This window comes from Streptomyces venetus (assembly GCF_039540295.1).
Taxonomy (GTDB): domain Bacteria; phylum Actinomycetota; class Actinomycetes; order Streptomycetales; family Streptomycetaceae; genus Streptomyces; species Streptomyces venetus.
Window position 1 is genome coordinate 329,934 of record NZ_BAABET010000009.1, and the last position, 14,093, is coordinate 344,026.

The 14,093-nt window shown below is 71.2% G+C and carries 16 protein-coding genes and 1 tRNA gene; 8 read left to right on the top strand and 9 right to left on the bottom strand.

Annotation, left to right across the window (positions count from 1 at the left end):
* Positions 1–53: 53 nt before the first annotated feature.
* On the bottom strand, positions 54–776 hold the full coding sequence (locus tag ABEA82_RS28890; protein ID WP_345664613.1) for a hypothetical protein: 723 nt from the start codon (positions 774–776) through the stop codon (positions 54–56).
* A 47-nt stretch (positions 777–823) separates the two neighbouring features.
* On the opposite strand from ABEA82_RS28890, the gene ABEA82_RS28895 reads away from it, so the two are divergent.
* Entirely contained in the window at positions 824–1,012 is a 189-nt protein-coding gene (locus ABEA82_RS28895; RefSeq protein WP_003989151.1) for a DUF5703 family protein, read from the top strand.
* Positions 1,013–1,092: 80 nt separating this feature from the next.
* Here the strand turns inward: ABEA82_RS28895 and ABEA82_RS28900 are convergent, their stop codons facing one another.
* The 3 genes from ABEA82_RS28900 to ABEA82_RS28910 all read right to left on the bottom strand — a co-directional run bounded on the left by ABEA82_RS28900 (position 1,093) and on the right by ABEA82_RS28910 (position 3,859).
* The gene (locus ABEA82_RS28900; protein WP_345664614.1) at positions 1,093–1,992 is read right to left on the bottom strand and encodes a chaplin; all 900 of its coding nucleotides are present in this window, start codon (positions 1,990–1,992) and stop codon (positions 1,093–1,095) included.
* A gap of 142 nt (positions 1,993–2,134) precedes the next feature.
* The gene (gene chpH, locus ABEA82_RS28905) at positions 2,135–2,368 is read right to left on the bottom strand and encodes a chaplin ChpH (RefSeq protein WP_345664615.1); all 234 of its coding nucleotides are present in this window, start codon (positions 2,366–2,368) and stop codon (positions 2,135–2,137) included.
* A 165-nt stretch (positions 2,369–2,533) separates the two neighbouring features.
* Positions 2,534–3,859, bottom strand: coding sequence for a M20/M25/M40 family metallo-hydrolase (locus tag ABEA82_RS28910; protein ID WP_345664616.1), 1,326 nt, complete (start codon positions 3,857–3,859; stop codon positions 2,534–2,536).
* A 197-nt stretch (positions 3,860–4,056) separates the two neighbouring features.
* Here ABEA82_RS28910 and ABEA82_RS28915 point away from each other — a divergent pair.
* Positions 4,057–4,141: transfer RNA gene (locus tag ABEA82_RS28915), tRNA-Leu, on the top strand.
* A 60-nt stretch (positions 4,142–4,201) separates the two neighbouring features.
* On the top strand, positions 4,202–4,576 hold the full coding sequence (locus tag ABEA82_RS28920) for a YchJ family protein (protein WP_345664617.1): 375 nt from the start codon (positions 4,202–4,204) through the stop codon (positions 4,574–4,576).
* 6 nt (positions 4,577–4,582) lie between these two features.
* On the opposite strand, the gene ABEA82_RS28925 is transcribed toward ABEA82_RS28920, so the two are convergent.
* Complete coding sequence (locus ABEA82_RS28925; RefSeq protein WP_345664618.1) at positions 4,583–5,284, bottom strand: FadR/GntR family transcriptional regulator; 702 nt, start codon at positions 5,282–5,284, stop codon at positions 4,583–4,585.
* Positions 5,285–5,421: 137 nt separating this feature from the next.
* On the opposite strand from ABEA82_RS28925, the gene ABEA82_RS28930 reads away from it, so the two are divergent.
* From ABEA82_RS28930 to ABEA82_RS28950, 5 genes are all read left to right on the top strand, one after another.
* Positions 5,422–5,940: a gluconokinase gene (locus tag ABEA82_RS28930; protein ID WP_345664619.1), complete on the top strand. Its 519-nt coding sequence runs from the start codon at positions 5,422–5,424 to the stop codon at positions 5,938–5,940.
* 57 nt (positions 5,941–5,997) lie between these two features.
* Positions 5,998–7,395 carry a GntT/GntP/DsdX family permease gene (locus ABEA82_RS28935; protein WP_345664620.1) on the top strand — a complete coding sequence of 466 codons (1,398 nt, stop codon included), beginning with the start codon at positions 5,998–6,000 and terminating at the stop codon, positions 7,393–7,395.
* A 14-nt stretch (positions 7,396–7,409) separates the two neighbouring features.
* Positions 7,410–8,174: an SDR family oxidoreductase gene (locus tag ABEA82_RS28940; protein ID WP_345664621.1), complete on the top strand. Its 765-nt coding sequence runs from the start codon at positions 7,410–7,412 to the stop codon at positions 8,172–8,174.
* Positions 8,175–8,191: 17 nt separating this feature from the next.
* On the top strand, positions 8,192–9,223 hold the full coding sequence (locus ABEA82_RS28945; protein WP_345664622.1) for an L-idonate 5-dehydrogenase: 1,032 nt from the start codon (positions 8,192–8,194) through the stop codon (positions 9,221–9,223).
* 355 nt (positions 9,224–9,578) lie between these two features.
* A complete protein-coding gene (locus tag ABEA82_RS28950) occupies positions 9,579–9,944 on the top strand; it encodes a hypothetical protein (RefSeq protein ID WP_345664623.1) in 366 nt (121 codons plus the stop codon).
* 1 nt (position 9,945) lies between these two features.
* On the opposite strand, the gene ABEA82_RS28955 is transcribed toward ABEA82_RS28950, so the two are convergent.
* The 4 genes from ABEA82_RS28955 to ABEA82_RS28970 all read right to left on the bottom strand — a co-directional run bounded on the left by ABEA82_RS28955 (position 9,946) and on the right by ABEA82_RS28970 (position 13,958).
* Positions 9,946–10,560, bottom strand: a complete 615-nt coding sequence (locus tag ABEA82_RS28955; RefSeq protein WP_345664624.1) for a cytochrome b/b6 domain-containing protein — start codon at positions 10,558–10,560, stop codon at positions 9,946–9,948.
* Entirely contained in the window at positions 10,544–11,269 is a 726-nt protein-coding gene (locus tag ABEA82_RS28960; RefSeq protein ID WP_345664666.1) for a molybdopterin-dependent oxidoreductase, read from the bottom strand. The genes ABEA82_RS28955 and ABEA82_RS28960 overlap by 17 nt, the downstream gene beginning before the upstream one ends.
* Positions 11,270–11,434: 165 nt before the next feature.
* A complete protein-coding gene (locus ABEA82_RS28965) occupies positions 11,435–12,973 on the bottom strand; it encodes an APC family permease (RefSeq protein WP_345664625.1) in 1,539 nt (512 codons plus the stop codon).
* 34 nt (positions 12,974–13,007) lie between these two features.
* Positions 13,008–13,958 carry a hypothetical protein gene (locus tag ABEA82_RS28970; protein WP_345664667.1) on the bottom strand — a complete coding sequence of 317 codons (951 nt, stop codon included), beginning with the start codon at positions 13,956–13,958 and terminating at the stop codon, positions 13,008–13,010.
* Between the last annotated feature and the right edge of the window lie 135 nt (positions 13,959–14,093).

The following is a 14,093-nucleotide window of genomic DNA, read 5'->3' on the forward strand; positions in this document are numbered from 1 at the left end:
GGTCCCGTGACCACCCCCCTCGCGGTGGCTGATCGTGGTGGCGACGCCTGCGCTCAGCGGCGGTCCGCGTCCAGTGGTTCCAGGTCCTCGTCCTCGTCGAGGTCCGTGTCGAGGTCGTCCAGGTCCTCGGCCTCGCCGTCGCCGTCGGCGGCGTCATCGTCGTCGACGTCGTCGGGTTCTTCGTCGAAGACGGCGCTGACGTCGAAGCGGCAGACCACCTGCTGCGGATCGACCTGCTCGAACGGCGCCTCCAGCCACTCGCCGGGTTCGGCCGGTTCGTCGGCGGCCGTCACCCAAAGCGTGGAGTCGCCCTCCTCCAGTCCGAACTCCTTGTGCCGGGAGGCGATCTCGTCGGGCTCGAACTCTCCGAAGAGGAGGCCGAGCGCGCCGTGGACCGTCCCGGAGGCGGCCGGGCCGTCCTCGCCCTCCGCGGCCTCGATCCGCTCGGCCTGCGCCAGCAGCCGCTGCGGCTCGGCCACCGCGTAGTCGCGGCGGATGAGTACGCTCAGCGCGTTCGGTTCCTCGGGCCCGTTGTACGGCGGCAGCGCGTCCTCCGCACCGGGGATCTCGAAGGGGGTGACCTCGTCGTAGCGGTCGTAGAGCAGTTCGTCGTACACCTCTGCGGCCGCGGCCAGCTGGTTGAACGCCTCGTAGACGGCCGGGTCGTCCTCCCCCGACCTGCGTTCGACCGCGGCCAGGTGGCGGTCGAGCGCGGTCTTGACCGCCTCGGCGGCGGCGCGTACCTCGGCAGCGGTGGGCTGCGCAGCATCAGACATAGTGCAGACGCTATCCGTACCAGGCCCCAGCCCGCACAATAGATGCGATGCCGGAATACGAATTTGTCGACGTGTACGTACCTCGCGGGGTCTCCCGCAAGGAAACGGCACGTCTGCTGACGGACCATGCCGAGTACGGTCACTGGGAGTTGTACCGTCTGAGCCTGCTGCGGGACGGCAGCCGCAAGGTGCGGTTGCGCCGGCGGATCATCCGCCAGGTGCGGGCCACGTGGTGAGCTGGGGCGGCGCACTGGGAGAAGGCATGTGACGGAGCGGGCCCCGCCGTGTGGCGGGGCCCGCTCCGTTCGCGGTGGCGTCAGGCCGAGGCGCGTGCCTTGCGGTAGAGGACCGCGCCCGCCAGCAGCGCGCCCGCACCGGCCGGCAGGACGAGCCCCAGCGGCAGGTCGCTGCCGGTGCTCGCGAGCTGGGCGTCGCCGCCGGGCCGCGTGACGAGCCGGCCGCCCGGCTGGTTGCCGTGCGAGGAACCGCCCGGCGTCCCGTCGCCGGTGCTGGGCGGCGTGCCCGGGGTGCCGGGGCGACCGGGCCCCTCAGGGTTGCCGGGGTTACCAGGGTTACCGGGGTTACCGGGGTTACCGGGGTTCCCAGGGTTTCCAGGGTTGCCCGGGTTACCAGGGTTTCCAGGGTTACCGGGGTTCCCAGGGTTTCCAGGGTTGCCCGGGTTACCAGGGTTTCCAGGGTTACCGGGGTTGCCCGGCTGCCCGGGGTTCTCGTGGCCGCCGCCGGGCGGGTTGCCGTGGTGTCCGCCGGAGCCGCCGTTCCGGCAGTCGTTGCCCGCGCTGGGGTTGCCGACGCCGATGATGTCGACGCTGTTGCCGCAGACGTTCACCGGCACGTGGATCGGCGCCTGGACGTGATTGCCCGAGCCGACACCGGGCGAGTCGGTGGCGTGTCCGCCGGCGTGCGCGCCCCCGTGGCCACGGTGCTCGCCGTGTCCGCCGGACGACGATCCGCCCCCCTTGTTGGCGCAGGAGTTGCCCACCGACGGGTTGAGCACCCCGACGACGTTGACGGTGTTGCCGCAGACGTTGACCGGGGCGTGCACCGGCGCCTGGACCGTGTTTCCGGACAGCACGCCGGGCGAGCCCGAACTGGCGCCATGGGCGCCCGAGTCGGCGTGCGCCGCGCCGCCCGCGGCGGCGATCACGCCGGTCGCGGCCGCCACGGTCATCAGACCCTTGCGGGTGACCTGTCGCATTACTGAATACCTGCCTTCGACCGTGTCTCGAATTCTTTTCGAGTTCTTCTCGAATTCCTCGAAAGAAGCGTTCGGTCCCGGAGCGCATGGCACGCACTCCGGGACCGATGGCTTTGAAACTCCCCTCAGCGAGGGGAAAGCATCACTTGTTGATGCAGGTGTTGCCGAAGGTGGGGTTCAGCAGCCCGATCACGGAGACCGTGTTGCCGCAGACGTTCACCGGGACGTGAACGGGCACCTGAACAACGTTGCCGGACAGGACGCCCGGGGAGTGCACCGCGGCACCCTGGGCACCCGAGTCGGCGACGGCGAGGCCCGCGCCCGCGAGAACCAGCCCACCGGTGGCAGCCGCAGCAGCGACGACCTTCTTGATCATTATTCCTCCTAGTTGGCAAAGCGACCCATCTTGCGATCGCATTACCTGTAACGAGGAGGGAGTAATGAGGCTACGAGCTTATGGTCGCATTCACCCTTCCCAGTCGATCTCGCACGCCCGACCGAATACGGGCGTTCCGGCCGCGGGCATTCCGCTCCGGCCGGTTCAGGACGCGTCGATGAACCGGTCGAGCACCCGCACACCGAACTGGAGGCCCTCCACCGGCACCCGCTCGTCCACGCCGTGGAACATGCCGGCGAAGTCCAGCTCCGGCGGCAGCTTCAGCGGCACGAAGCCGAAGCCCCGGATGCCCAGGTCGTCGAAGGACTTGGCGTCCGTCCCGCCGGAGAGCATGTAGGGAATCGCCTTGGCGGTCGGGTCCTCGGCCAGCAGCGCGGACTGCATCGCCGCCACGAGCGCCCCGTCGAAGGTGGTCTCGACGGCCTTGTCGGCGTGGACGTCCTCGCGCCGCACGTTCGGGCCGAGGAGCTGGTCGAGGTCGGCGAGGAACTCCTCCTCGAACCCGGGCAGGAACCGTCCGTCCACATGGGCGGTCGCCTCGCCCGGGATGACGTTGACCTTGTAGCCGGCACCGAGCTGGGTGGGGTTCGCCGTGTTGCTCAGGGTCGCGCCGATGAGCTTGGCGATGCCACCCAGCTTCGCGAGGGTCGACTCCATGTCCTCCGGGTCGAGTTCGGTGCCGAGCGCGTCACCGAGCTCGTCGAGGAAGGCGCGGGTGGTCTTCGTGACCCGCACCGGGAACTTGTGCCGCCCCACCCGGGCGACGGCCTCCGACAGCTCGGTGATCGCGTTGTCCCGGTGGATCATCGACCCGTGCCCTGCCGTGCCGGCCACGGTGAGCTTCATCCAGTGCATGCCCTTCTCGGCCGTCTGGATCAGGTAGAGCCGCCGCTGCTCGCTCACCGTGAACGAGAATCCACCCACCTCGCTGATCGCCTCGGTGACGCCCTCGAACAGCTCGGGGTGGTTGCGCACGAGGTGCTTGGCGCCGTAGGTGCCACCGGCCTCCTCGTCCGCGAGGAAGGCGAGGACGATGTCGCGCGGGGGCTTGCGGCCGCTGCGCAGCCGGTCGCGCACGACCGCGAGGGTCATCGCGTCCATGTCCTTCATGTCGACGGCCCCGCGGCCCCACACGCAGCCGTCGGCGACCTCGCCGGAGAAGGGGTGGTGGGTCCAGTCGTCCGCGTTGGCCGGTACGACGTCGGTGTGGCCGTGGATGAGGAGCGCGGGCCGCGAGGGGTCCTCCCCCTCGATCCGGGCCACCGTGGAGGCGCGGCCCGGGTGGGACTCGAAGATCTGCGGTTCGAGCCCGACCTCGGCGAGCTTCTCGGCGACGTACTCGGCCGCCTTCCGCTCGCCCGGACCCGAGTGGTCGCCGTAGTTGCTGGTGTCGATCTGGATCAGCTCGCGGCAGAGGTCCACGACCTCGTCCTCGCCGGTGACGCTCCTGGCCGTGTCCGTCTCGCTCACGTGCTTCCTCCCGCTGTCACTGCTGGTGGGTCCCCCTCATCCTCCCTCCCCGCGGGCGCGCACCCCAAGACCGCTCCCGGCCCGTCACACGCCGTTCACGCCCGTCCGGGGCACGCATGGGGGGTGATCGGCCACCCCGGAAAGCCTGGTAATGTTTACGTCGTCGCCGCGGGGAGAACCCACGCGACAGACACCTTGTCCGGGTGGCGGAATGGCAGACGCGCTAGCTTGAGGTGCTAGTGCCCTTTATCGGGCGTGGGGGTTCAAGTCCCCCCTCGGACACATGAAGCTGAGGGCCGTGACCGCGAGGTCACGGCCCTCAGGCGTTGTCGAAGGGTGACCATGACCAGCCGTTCCTGCCCGTGCGGGCTGCCCGGGACCTACGAGGTGTGCTGCGGCCGGTATCACTCCGGTGCCGCTGCGGCGCCGACCGCCGAGGCGTTGATGCGGTCGCGGTACTGCGCCTTCGTGAAGGGGGACACCGCGTATCTGCTGCGGACGTGGCATCCGCGGACGCGGCCCGGGCGGCTGGAGCTCGATCCGGGGATGCGGTGGACCGGGCTGGAGATCCTGGACACGCGTGACGGGACCGCGTTCCACTCCACCGGGACGGTGGAGTTCCGGGCGTCGTACCGGGGTGGCTCGCTGCATGAGCGGAGCCGGTTCGAGCGGGTGGACGGGGCCTGGGTGTACGTCGACGGGGATTTCCCGGCGTAGCCGGAGCTACGGCGCCAGGATGTCGAGTTCCTGGAGGGCGCCGACCGTGATCTCGCGGGTCAGTTCCTCCGCCCGTACCGCGTCGCCCGCGCGGACCGCCTCGGCGACCTGGACGTGCAGGGTGACGGCGGCCGGGTCGGGGTCCTCGAACATCACGTCGTGATGGGTGCGGCCGGCCAGCACCTCGGCGACGACGTCGCCGAGGCGGGCGAACATCTCGTTGCCGGAGGCGTCCAGGATGGCACGGTGGAAGGCCATGTCGTGGACGAGGTACTCCTCGAGCTTGTGACCGCGTGAGTTGGCGACCATGCCGAGGGCGCACTCGGTGAGTTCGGCGCACTGTTCGGCCGTGGCGTGCCGGGCGGCGAGGCCGGCCGCGACCGGTTCGATCGCGGAGCGCAGCAGCGTGAGGGAGCGCAGTTGCCGAGGGCGGTCCTTGCCGGCCAGGCGCCAGCGGATGACCTGGGGGTCGTAGACGTTCCACTCGGCCGTCGGACGGACCGTGACGCCGACGCGGCGGCGCGACTCGACCAGGTGCATGGACTCGAGGACACGGACCGCCTCACGCATCACGGAGCGCGACACGTCGAAACGCTGGGCGAGCTCGTCCGTGCGCAGCACGCTGCCGGGCGGGTACTCGCCCGCCGTGATCTCGGGGCCGAGGGTGTCCAGTACATGGCCGTGCAGCCCCCGGCCCGGTGTGCTCATGCACTCAGCGTACGGGGTGGATCACGCAGACAAAAAGTCAGACTTATTCGTCACGGACTCTTGAATTCGTCGTACCTAATGGGTTTCAGTTGCGTCGACATCACGTGTCGACGAAGACAGCAGACAGTGAGGCAGCGATGAACACCCCCCACGTCGTCGTGGTCATGGGCGTCGCCGGCACCGGCAAGACCACCATCGGTCCCCTGCTCGCGGCCCGGCTCGGCGTTCCGTACGCCGAGGGCGACGACTTCCACCCGCAGGCCAACATCGCCAAGATGTCGGCCGGTACGCCGCTCACCGACGAGGACCGCGGGCCCTGGCTCGACGCCATCGGCGAGTGGGCGCACGGGCGGGCCGGGCTCGGCGGGGTGGTCAGCTGCTCGGCACTGAAGCGGTCGTACCGCGACCGGCTGCGCGCCGCCGCGCCGGGCGTGGTCTTCGTGCACCTCACGGGCGACCGCGCGCTGATCGAGGACCGGATGTCGCACCGGCAGGGGCACTTCATGCCCACGGCACTGCTCGACTCCCAGTTCGCCACGCTCCAGCCCCTGGAGACGGACGAGGCGGGGGTCGGCGTGGACGTGTCGGGCAGTCCGCAGGAGATCACCGAGCGCGCCGCGCTCGCCCTGGCGGGCCTCCCCGAAGCCGTCCAGTAGCCCCTGACGGTCTCTCCCTCCCCTCTCCCACTCCCCCGAAGACAAGGGCCCCCTCCCGTGACCAGACTCAGCGTCGAGATGCTGGCAGCGGACGCACCCGAGCCGATCACCTCGGCCGGACACGCTCAGCTGGGCATCGCCGTCCTGGCGGGCATCGCCGTCATCGTCCTGCTCATCACCAAGTTCAAGCTGCACGCGTTCCTGGCGCTGACCATCGGGTCACTGGCGCTCGGCGCGATCGCCGGGGCACCGCTGGACAAGGTCCTCCTCAGCTTCAGCACCGGACTCGGCACCACGGTCGCCGGTGTCGGTGTGCTGATCGCCCTCGGCGCGATCCTCGGCAAGATGCTCGCCGACTCCGGCGGCGCCGACCAGATCGTCGACACCATCCTCGCCAAGGCCGGCGGCCGGTCGATGCCGTGGGCGATGGTGCTGATCGCCTCCGTGATCGGGCTGCCGCTGTTCTTCGAGGTCGGCATCGTGCTGCTGATCCCGGTGGTGCTGATGGTCGCCAAGCGCGGCAACTACTCGCTGATGCGGATCGGCATCCCGGCGCTCGCGGGCCTGTCCGTGATGCACGGTCTGGTGCCGCCGCATCCCGGTCCGCTGGTCGCGATCGACGCGGTCAAGGCCGACCTCGGTGTGACGCTGGCCCTCGGTGTCCTCGTCGCGATACCCACGGTGATCATCGCCGGCCCGGTGTTCTCGAAGTACGCGGCCCGCTGGGTGGACGTCCCCGCGCCCGAGAACATGATCCCGCAGCGCGCTTCGGAGGACCTGGAGAAGCGCCCCGGCTTCGGCGCCACGCTGTTCACGGTCCTGCTGCCGGTGATCCTCATGCTGGCCAAGGCGCTCGTCGACATCGTCATCGACGATGTGGAGAACCCGGTCCAGCGCGTCTTCGACGTGATCGGCGCCCCGATGATCGCGCTGCTCGCCTCGGTGCTGGTCGGCATCTTCACCCTGCTGCGGCCCGCCGGGTTCTCCAAGGAGCGGATCTCGCCGCTCGTCGAGAAGAGCCTCGCGCCGATCGCGGGCATCCTGCTGATCGTCGGCGCCGGCGGTGGTTTCAAGCAGACGCTGATCGACACCGGGGTGGGCCAGATGGTCCTGGACATCTCGAAGGACTGGTCGATCCCCGCGCTGCTGCTGGCCTGGCTGATCGCGGTGGCGATCCGGCTCGCGACCGGTTCGGCGACGGTGGCGACGGTCTCGGCGGCCGGTCTGGTCGCCCCGCTCGCGGCCGACATGTCGACCACGCACGCGGCGCTCCTCGTCCTGGCCATCGGCGCCGGCTCGCTCTTCTTCAGCCATGTCAACGACGCCGGGTTCTGGATGGTGAAGGAGTACTTCGGGCTGAGCGTCGGCCAGAACATCAAGACCTGGTCCGTCATGGAGACGATCATCTCGGTGGTCGCCGGCGGCATCGTTCTGCTGTTGTCCCTGGTGATTTAGGAGTAGGAACTGCTATGACGGCTCACCCTCTCTTCGACATCAGCGGCCGTACGGCCCTGGTGACCGGCTCCAGCCGGGGCATCGGGCTGGCCCTGGCCCGTGGTCTCGCGGAGGCCGGCTGCACGGTCGTCCTGAACGGACGCGACAAGGACCGGCTCGCCGAAGCGGCCGCCGGGCTGCCCGGGGACAAGGTGCACACGGCGGCGTTCGACGTGACCGACGGGCCGTCCGTGGCGGACGGGATCGCGGACGTCGAGGAGCGGGTGGGCCCGCTCGACATCCTCGTCAACAACGCGGGCATGCAACTGCGCGCCCCGCTGCTGGAGTTCACCGACTCCGACTGGCACCGGATCCTGGACACCAACCTGACCAGTGCCTTCCTGGTCGGCCGTGAGGCGGCGCGCCGGATGACGGAACGCGGCCACGGCAAGATCGTCAACATCTGCTCGCTGCAGAGCGAGGTGGTACGGCCCGGGATCGCGCCGTACGCGGCCACCAAGGGCGCGCTGAAGATGCTCACCAAGGGCATGTGCGCGGACTGGGGTCCGAGCGGTGTGCAGGTCAACGGGCTCGGCCCGGGCTACATCGAGACCGAGCTGACCCAGCCCCTCGTCGATGACGAGGAGTTCAGCGCCTGGGTGCGTCGGCGCACCCCGGCCGGCCGCTGGGGCCGGACCCAGGACCTGGTGGGCGGGGTGCTGTTCCTCGCCTCCCCCGCCGCGGACTTCGTCAGCGGACAGGTGCTGTACGTCGACGGCGGCATGACGAGCGTGCTGTGACCATCCGGGAGGCTGCGATGCTGGGTTGTGTGATCCACGGTCAGGACGACCTGAGGGTGGCGGAGTTGCCGGTGCCGGTCCCCGGGCCGGGGCAGGCGCTGGTGGCCGTGCGGTACGGCGGGGTGTGCGGGTCCGATCTGCACTACTGGCGGCACGGCGGGGTCGGTGACTTCCGGCTCAGGGAGCCGATGGTGCTCGGCCACGAGGTCGTCGGGTCCGTCCTGGAGTACGGGGCGGGCGCGTCGGGGCCGGCTCCGGGTACGGCCGTCGCCGTGCATCCGGCGACCCCGTGCGGGGTGTGCCCCGAGTGCGGGGACAAGCGGCGGAACGTGTGCCGCGACACCGCCTATCTGGGCAGTGCGGCGCGCTTCCCGCACGTGCAGGGTGGTTTCGCGGCGCAGGTGGTCGTGCCCGCCGAGCAGGTGCGGGCCTTGCCGGACGGTCTCGAACTGCGCCGGGCCGCGCTCGCCGAGCCCCTGTCCGTCGCCGTGCACGCGGTGCGGCGGGCCGGGGAGGTGGCCGGCAGGCATGTGCTGGTGACCGGTGCCGGGCCCATCGGGTGTCTGGTGGTCGCGGCGGCGAAGGCGGCGGGGGCGGCGCATGTCACGGTGACGGATCTGCTGCCCGAGGCGCTGGAGTACGCGCGGATCGCCGGTGCCGGGACGGTCGTACGGGCCGATGACCCGGACGACGCCGGGTGGCCTGATGAAGTGGACGTGGCGATCGAGGCGTCCGGGGTCGCGGCCGGGCTCGACGCGTGTCTGCGGCGGGTGCGGCGCGGTGGGGTCGTGGTGCAGTTGGGGATGTTGCCGCCGGGGCAGAGTCCGTTCGCGGGGAATCTCGTGGTGAGCCGGGAGATCGAGCTGCGGGGGGCGTTCCGGTTCGACACCGAGTTCGACGAGGCGTTGGCCCTGCTCGCGGTGGAGCCGGCGTTCGACGGGCTGGTCAGTGCGGTGGTTCCGGTGCGGGACGCCGAGTCCGCTTTTGCCCTGGCTGCTGATCGGAGTCGGTCCTGCAAGGTGCTGTTGGATTTCACGGCAGCGCCGTAGGGGTTGTTGCTGTCGGGCGGGTGCGGGTGCGGGTGCGGGTGCGTTGTGGCTGGTCGCGCCCGCGCGGCGGAGCCGCAGATCGATACAGCCCCGCGCCCCTTAGGGCGCCGGTGGCCCTGCGCGTCTCCCGCGAGTGGTGGAGTCGGTTCCTTCCCCGGGGTGATCCACGCTCGTCGAGCGACTGCGACCTTGGGCTCATGACCAGCACCGTCTCGTCCGTCCCACCACCCGGGGTCCCGCGCCCGCCCGGGCGGCTGCGCAGGGCCTGGGCCGCCGCTCACGCGCCGGTGGCCGGGGTGCCTCGGTGGGCGCGGAGCGCCGCCTACACCGTTCCGCTCGTCGTGCCCTGCTCTCGGTGCTCTCCGAGCTGGTTGCGTTCACCGCGGTGGGGCTGGTGGCCGCCTGGGGTGAGGTGTTCCCGCGCTGGGTCCCGCTGTTGCGGGGGCGCAGGGTGCCGACCTGGGGCGCGGTCGTGCCGGCCGCCCTCGGCGCGGTGGTGCTGACGGCCCTGTGGACCGCCGCGTCGGTCGCGGAGGCTGCCGGAGTCACCCTGCGGGGAGAGCCGCTCCCGTCCGACTGCCCGACAGCGGCGGGCGGCTGGGAGGCCGCCGTGTTCTCCGTCTGCTACGCCCCGCTGTTGCTGTGGGGGCCGTTGCTCGGGGCCGTCACGGTCGCCTCCGTGCGGCGCAGGCGTGGTGTCCCGCCGACCGGGCCCGGCTGACTCACGGCCGCCACAGCGCGTGCTCCCGGTCCGCCCACTCCCGGCTCACCGACCCGGTGCGCATGCCACGGCGGGATTCCGGGTCCGCCAGGGCCATGCCGATGTGACCGGCCAGGACGATGCCGATGGTGAGGGCCAGCCAGTCGTGGACGAAGGTCGCGCTGGTGCGCCACACGAGTGGGGTGAGGTGGGTGAACCACATGATCAGGCCGGTGCCCAGCATGACGAGTGTGGTGCCGGCGATCCAGGCCGCGTAGAGCTTCTGGCCGGCGTTGAACTTGCCTGCCGGGCGGGACGCGTGCCGTTTGTCGCGGTGCAGGGCGGCACGCAGCCAGGTGCGGTCGTGCGGGCCGAAGCGGTTGAGGCGGCGGAGGTCGGCGCGGAAGGCACGGGAGGCGAGGCCTGCCAGGACGGGGACGGGCAGGGCCAGGCCGGCCCACTCGTGCAGGGTGACGACCAGGGCGCGGCGGCCGACGAGTTCGGCGAGCTGGGGTATGTAGAGGCAGGCCGCGGTCAGGACGCAGACACCCATCAGGGCGGCGGTCGTGCGGTGCACCCAGCGCTCCGTCCGGCTGAAGCGCCTGACCCCGGCGGGGGCGTCAGCTCGTGGGGTCATCGTCCCGTCCGTTCGAGCGGCCGACCCAGGCGTCGACGTCGTAGCCGCGTTCCTCCCAGTAGCCGGGCTCGACGTCGTCGGTGACGGTGATGCCGGAGAGCCACTTGGCCGACTTGTAGAAGTACATGGGCGCCACGTAGAGGCGGACCGGGCCGCCGTGGGAGTGGCCGAGGTCCTTGTCCTGCATGCGCAGCGCGACCAGGACGTCCGCGCGGCGGGCCTGGCCGAGGGTGAGGCTCTCGCTGTAGGTGCCGTCGAAGCAGGTGAAGCGGATCGCCTTGGCGCCGGGGCGGACTCCGGCCTCGTCCAGCAGGCGGGCGAGGCGTACGCCCTCGAAGGCGGTGTGCGGGACGCGCCAGCCGGTGACGCACTGGACGTCGCGGACCATGCGGGTCTGCGGAAGGGCTCTGAGATCGGCCAGGGTGTAGGTCGCGGGGTGGTCGACCAGGCCGTCCACCTTCAGGCGGTAGGTGTCGGCGTTCTTGCGCGGGACGGACGAGGCGACCGAGTAGTAGCGGAAGCCGCCGCCGTTCGGGAGCAGTCCGGTCAGGCCGGTGGGGTCCTTGCCGGCGGTACCGCCGAGGAAGCCCTCCAGGCCGCGCTGCAGCTTGGGCGCGGCGACCACGCCGAGTGCGCCCAGGCCGAGGGTGCCGAGGAAGACGCGGCGGCCGATCGGGGTGCCCCGCTCCTCGGGGTGTCCGTCGTTCACGCCGTCCTGTACGTCCTCGGGCACGCCCCCATTCACGTCGTCGTCCGCGTTCTTGTCCACGTTCTCATTCGAACACCCGCGGCCCCTGCGGGACAGGGATCGCGGGTGCTCGTCAGACTTCCGTAACGACTTCTTACGCGCGAACGACCTGTGAGGCGCGCCGTCTCAGGACGACGCCGCCTTGTCCAGCTGGAACGCCTCGTTGCCGAGGCCGATCCGGGCGTGCTTCTCGGGGGCGCGGGCGCGCAGCACCAGACCGAGGACCAGGCCCCCGGCCAGGGCGAGGCCGATGATGCCGGGCAGCACCCAGCTCAGTGAGGAGCCGGGGCCGGCGCCGACCAGCACCTCGAAGTCCTTCACCGTGTAGCCGGCGATGACGAGCAGGGCGACGCACGCCAGGCCGGAGGTGACCAGCCGCCAGGCCTGGGCGCCCGCGGCGCCGCGGCGCACGAAGAACACGACGACCGACAGCGAGGCCGCCGCCATCAGCACGATCACGCCGAGAGCACCGATGTTGCCGAACCAGGTGAACAGGTGCAGGACGGGCTCGGTGGGGTCGCCGACCGGCTTGTCGTCGGCGATCGCGAAGGCGATCACGACGACCACGGACACGACGGTCTGGAGCAGCGAGCCGGTGCCGGGGGCGCCGCTGCTGCCGCTGGTGCGGCCGAAGGCGGCGGGCAGCAGTCCCTCGCGGCCCATGGCGAAGGCGTACCGGGCGACGACGTTGTGGAAGCTGAGCAGGGCGGCGAACATGCCGGTGACGAACAGGACGTGCAGGACGTCCGTGAAGGTGCCGCCGAGGCGGGACTCGGTGAGGAAGAACAGCAGTCCGGCGCTCTGCTTCTGGGATGTGCCGACGATCGCGGAGGGGCCGGTGGCGACGGTGAGGGCCCAGCTGCTGAGCGCGAAGAAGACGGCGACCCCGCCGACGGCGAGGAACATCACGCGCGGTACCAGCACGTGCGGCCGGCTGGTCTCCTCGGCGTAGACGGGGGCCTGCTCGAAGCCGAGGAACGCGGCGATGCAGAAGCACAGCGCGGTGCCGACGCCCGCGCCGGTGAGGGTGTCGGGGTTGAAGGCGTGCAGCGACAGGCCTTCCTTCGCGGGGTCGGCGAGGGCGGCGACGTCGAAGATCACGACGAGGAGCACCTCGATGACCAGCAGCACGCCGAGTACGCGCGCATTGACGTCGATCTTCAGCCAGCCCAGCAGCCCGACGGCGAGCGCGGCGGCGAGCGCCGGTATCCACCAGGCGACCTCGACCTCGGCGTAGGTGGCGAAGAGCCCGGACACCTCGAAGCCGAAGATGCCGTAGATGCCGACCTGGAGCGCGTTGTAGGCGACGAGGGCGACCAGGGCGGCGCCCGCGCCGGCGGTGCCGCCGAGACCGCGGGAGATGTAGGCGTAGAAGGCGCCCGCGTTGTGGACGTGGCGGCTCATCTCGGCGTATCCGACGCTGAAGAGGATCAGGACGACGCCGAGGAGGACGAAGAGCAGCGGCTGGCCGACGATGCCCATCACCGCGAATGTGGTGGGCATGACACCGGCGACCACCATGAGCGGGGCGGTCGCCGCGAGGACGGAGAGCAGCAGCCCCCCGGTGCCGAGGCGGTCGGCGCGCAGGGCCCGTTCCTGTCCCTTGAACGTACTGATGCCGCCACCGGCGGCGGACGTGCTCGTGCTCGAACTGTCCGTGGTCATCGGGAGAGCGTCCTCACTTCTGGGTTTCCGGGGGTCAGGCGGTGCCGAGTGCGCCGGCGCGGGCGGCGGCGAAAGCGGTGTGCGGGTCGCGGTCCGGGTACGACCAGGGCGCGGGCGTCGCGTGCCGGCCGATCCGGTGGAACAGGGCGGCGGCCTCGGCGCCCCGCCCCTCGCAGAACTTGGCGTGGGCGAGGAAGTTCAGATCGATCAGCCGGCGCGGGTGGCCTTCGAGCTCCCACTCCAGCCACCAGTCGAAGGCGGACTTCATCACCTGCCGGGCGCGGCGGCCGGTCCAGTGGCCCGAGGCGGCCGGGTCCGCGGGTTCGTACCCGGCGGCGGCCAGCACGCGGTAGCGCTCGGCGTGCGCGATGACCGGCAGCATCGCGAGCGGGGAGTCGGCCGGTGCCTGTTCGGCGGCCCAGTTGGCGAAGTCGTAGACCTCGTGCAGCGGGTCCGGGCCGGCCTCGGGGCGGCGTCCGGCGAGCCTCGTGACCATCAGGTGGTGGGCGTGATGGTGGTCGGCGTACCGGCCGCGGACCTGCTCGAAGGCGCGGACCACGTCCTGGTCGGTGCCGACGGCGCACTCCAGCATGAGCAGTCCGAGCCAGGGCGTGGGGTCGGCGGGGACGCGGTCGGCGGCGGTCAGGCAGTCCTCGCGGGCCCGGGCCGGCTTTCCCTTGCCCGTGAGCACGCGCCTGACCTGGGCGAGGGCGAGCAGCACCAAGGCGTCGGCGGACTCGGGCTCGGCGAGCAGCCACTCGCGGGCCCATGCGGCGCAGTAGGACTCCCGGGCGAGAACCGTGAGGCGGTGGCCGCGCCGGTCCCAGTCGTCTCCGGTGTGCACCAGCAGGGAGCGGGTGTTCTGCCAGCGGCCCTGCGCCAGTGCGGCGCGCGCGGCGACGAGGTCGGTGTCGTCGAGGGCCTCGTCGAAGGCCTGAGACGCACGTCTGCGGCCACGGCCGAGGGGAGGCGGGGGTGGGGACACCGCGAACTTCCTCACGCACTCTTCTTGTGTTTCGGCTCACGGCGGTCGAAGGAGCGCGGATGTGCGCATTGCCATGAACTGATCACAGACAGCCAACCCCCCGCCAACGGTTGACGTCAAGGGGCGCAAGGGCGT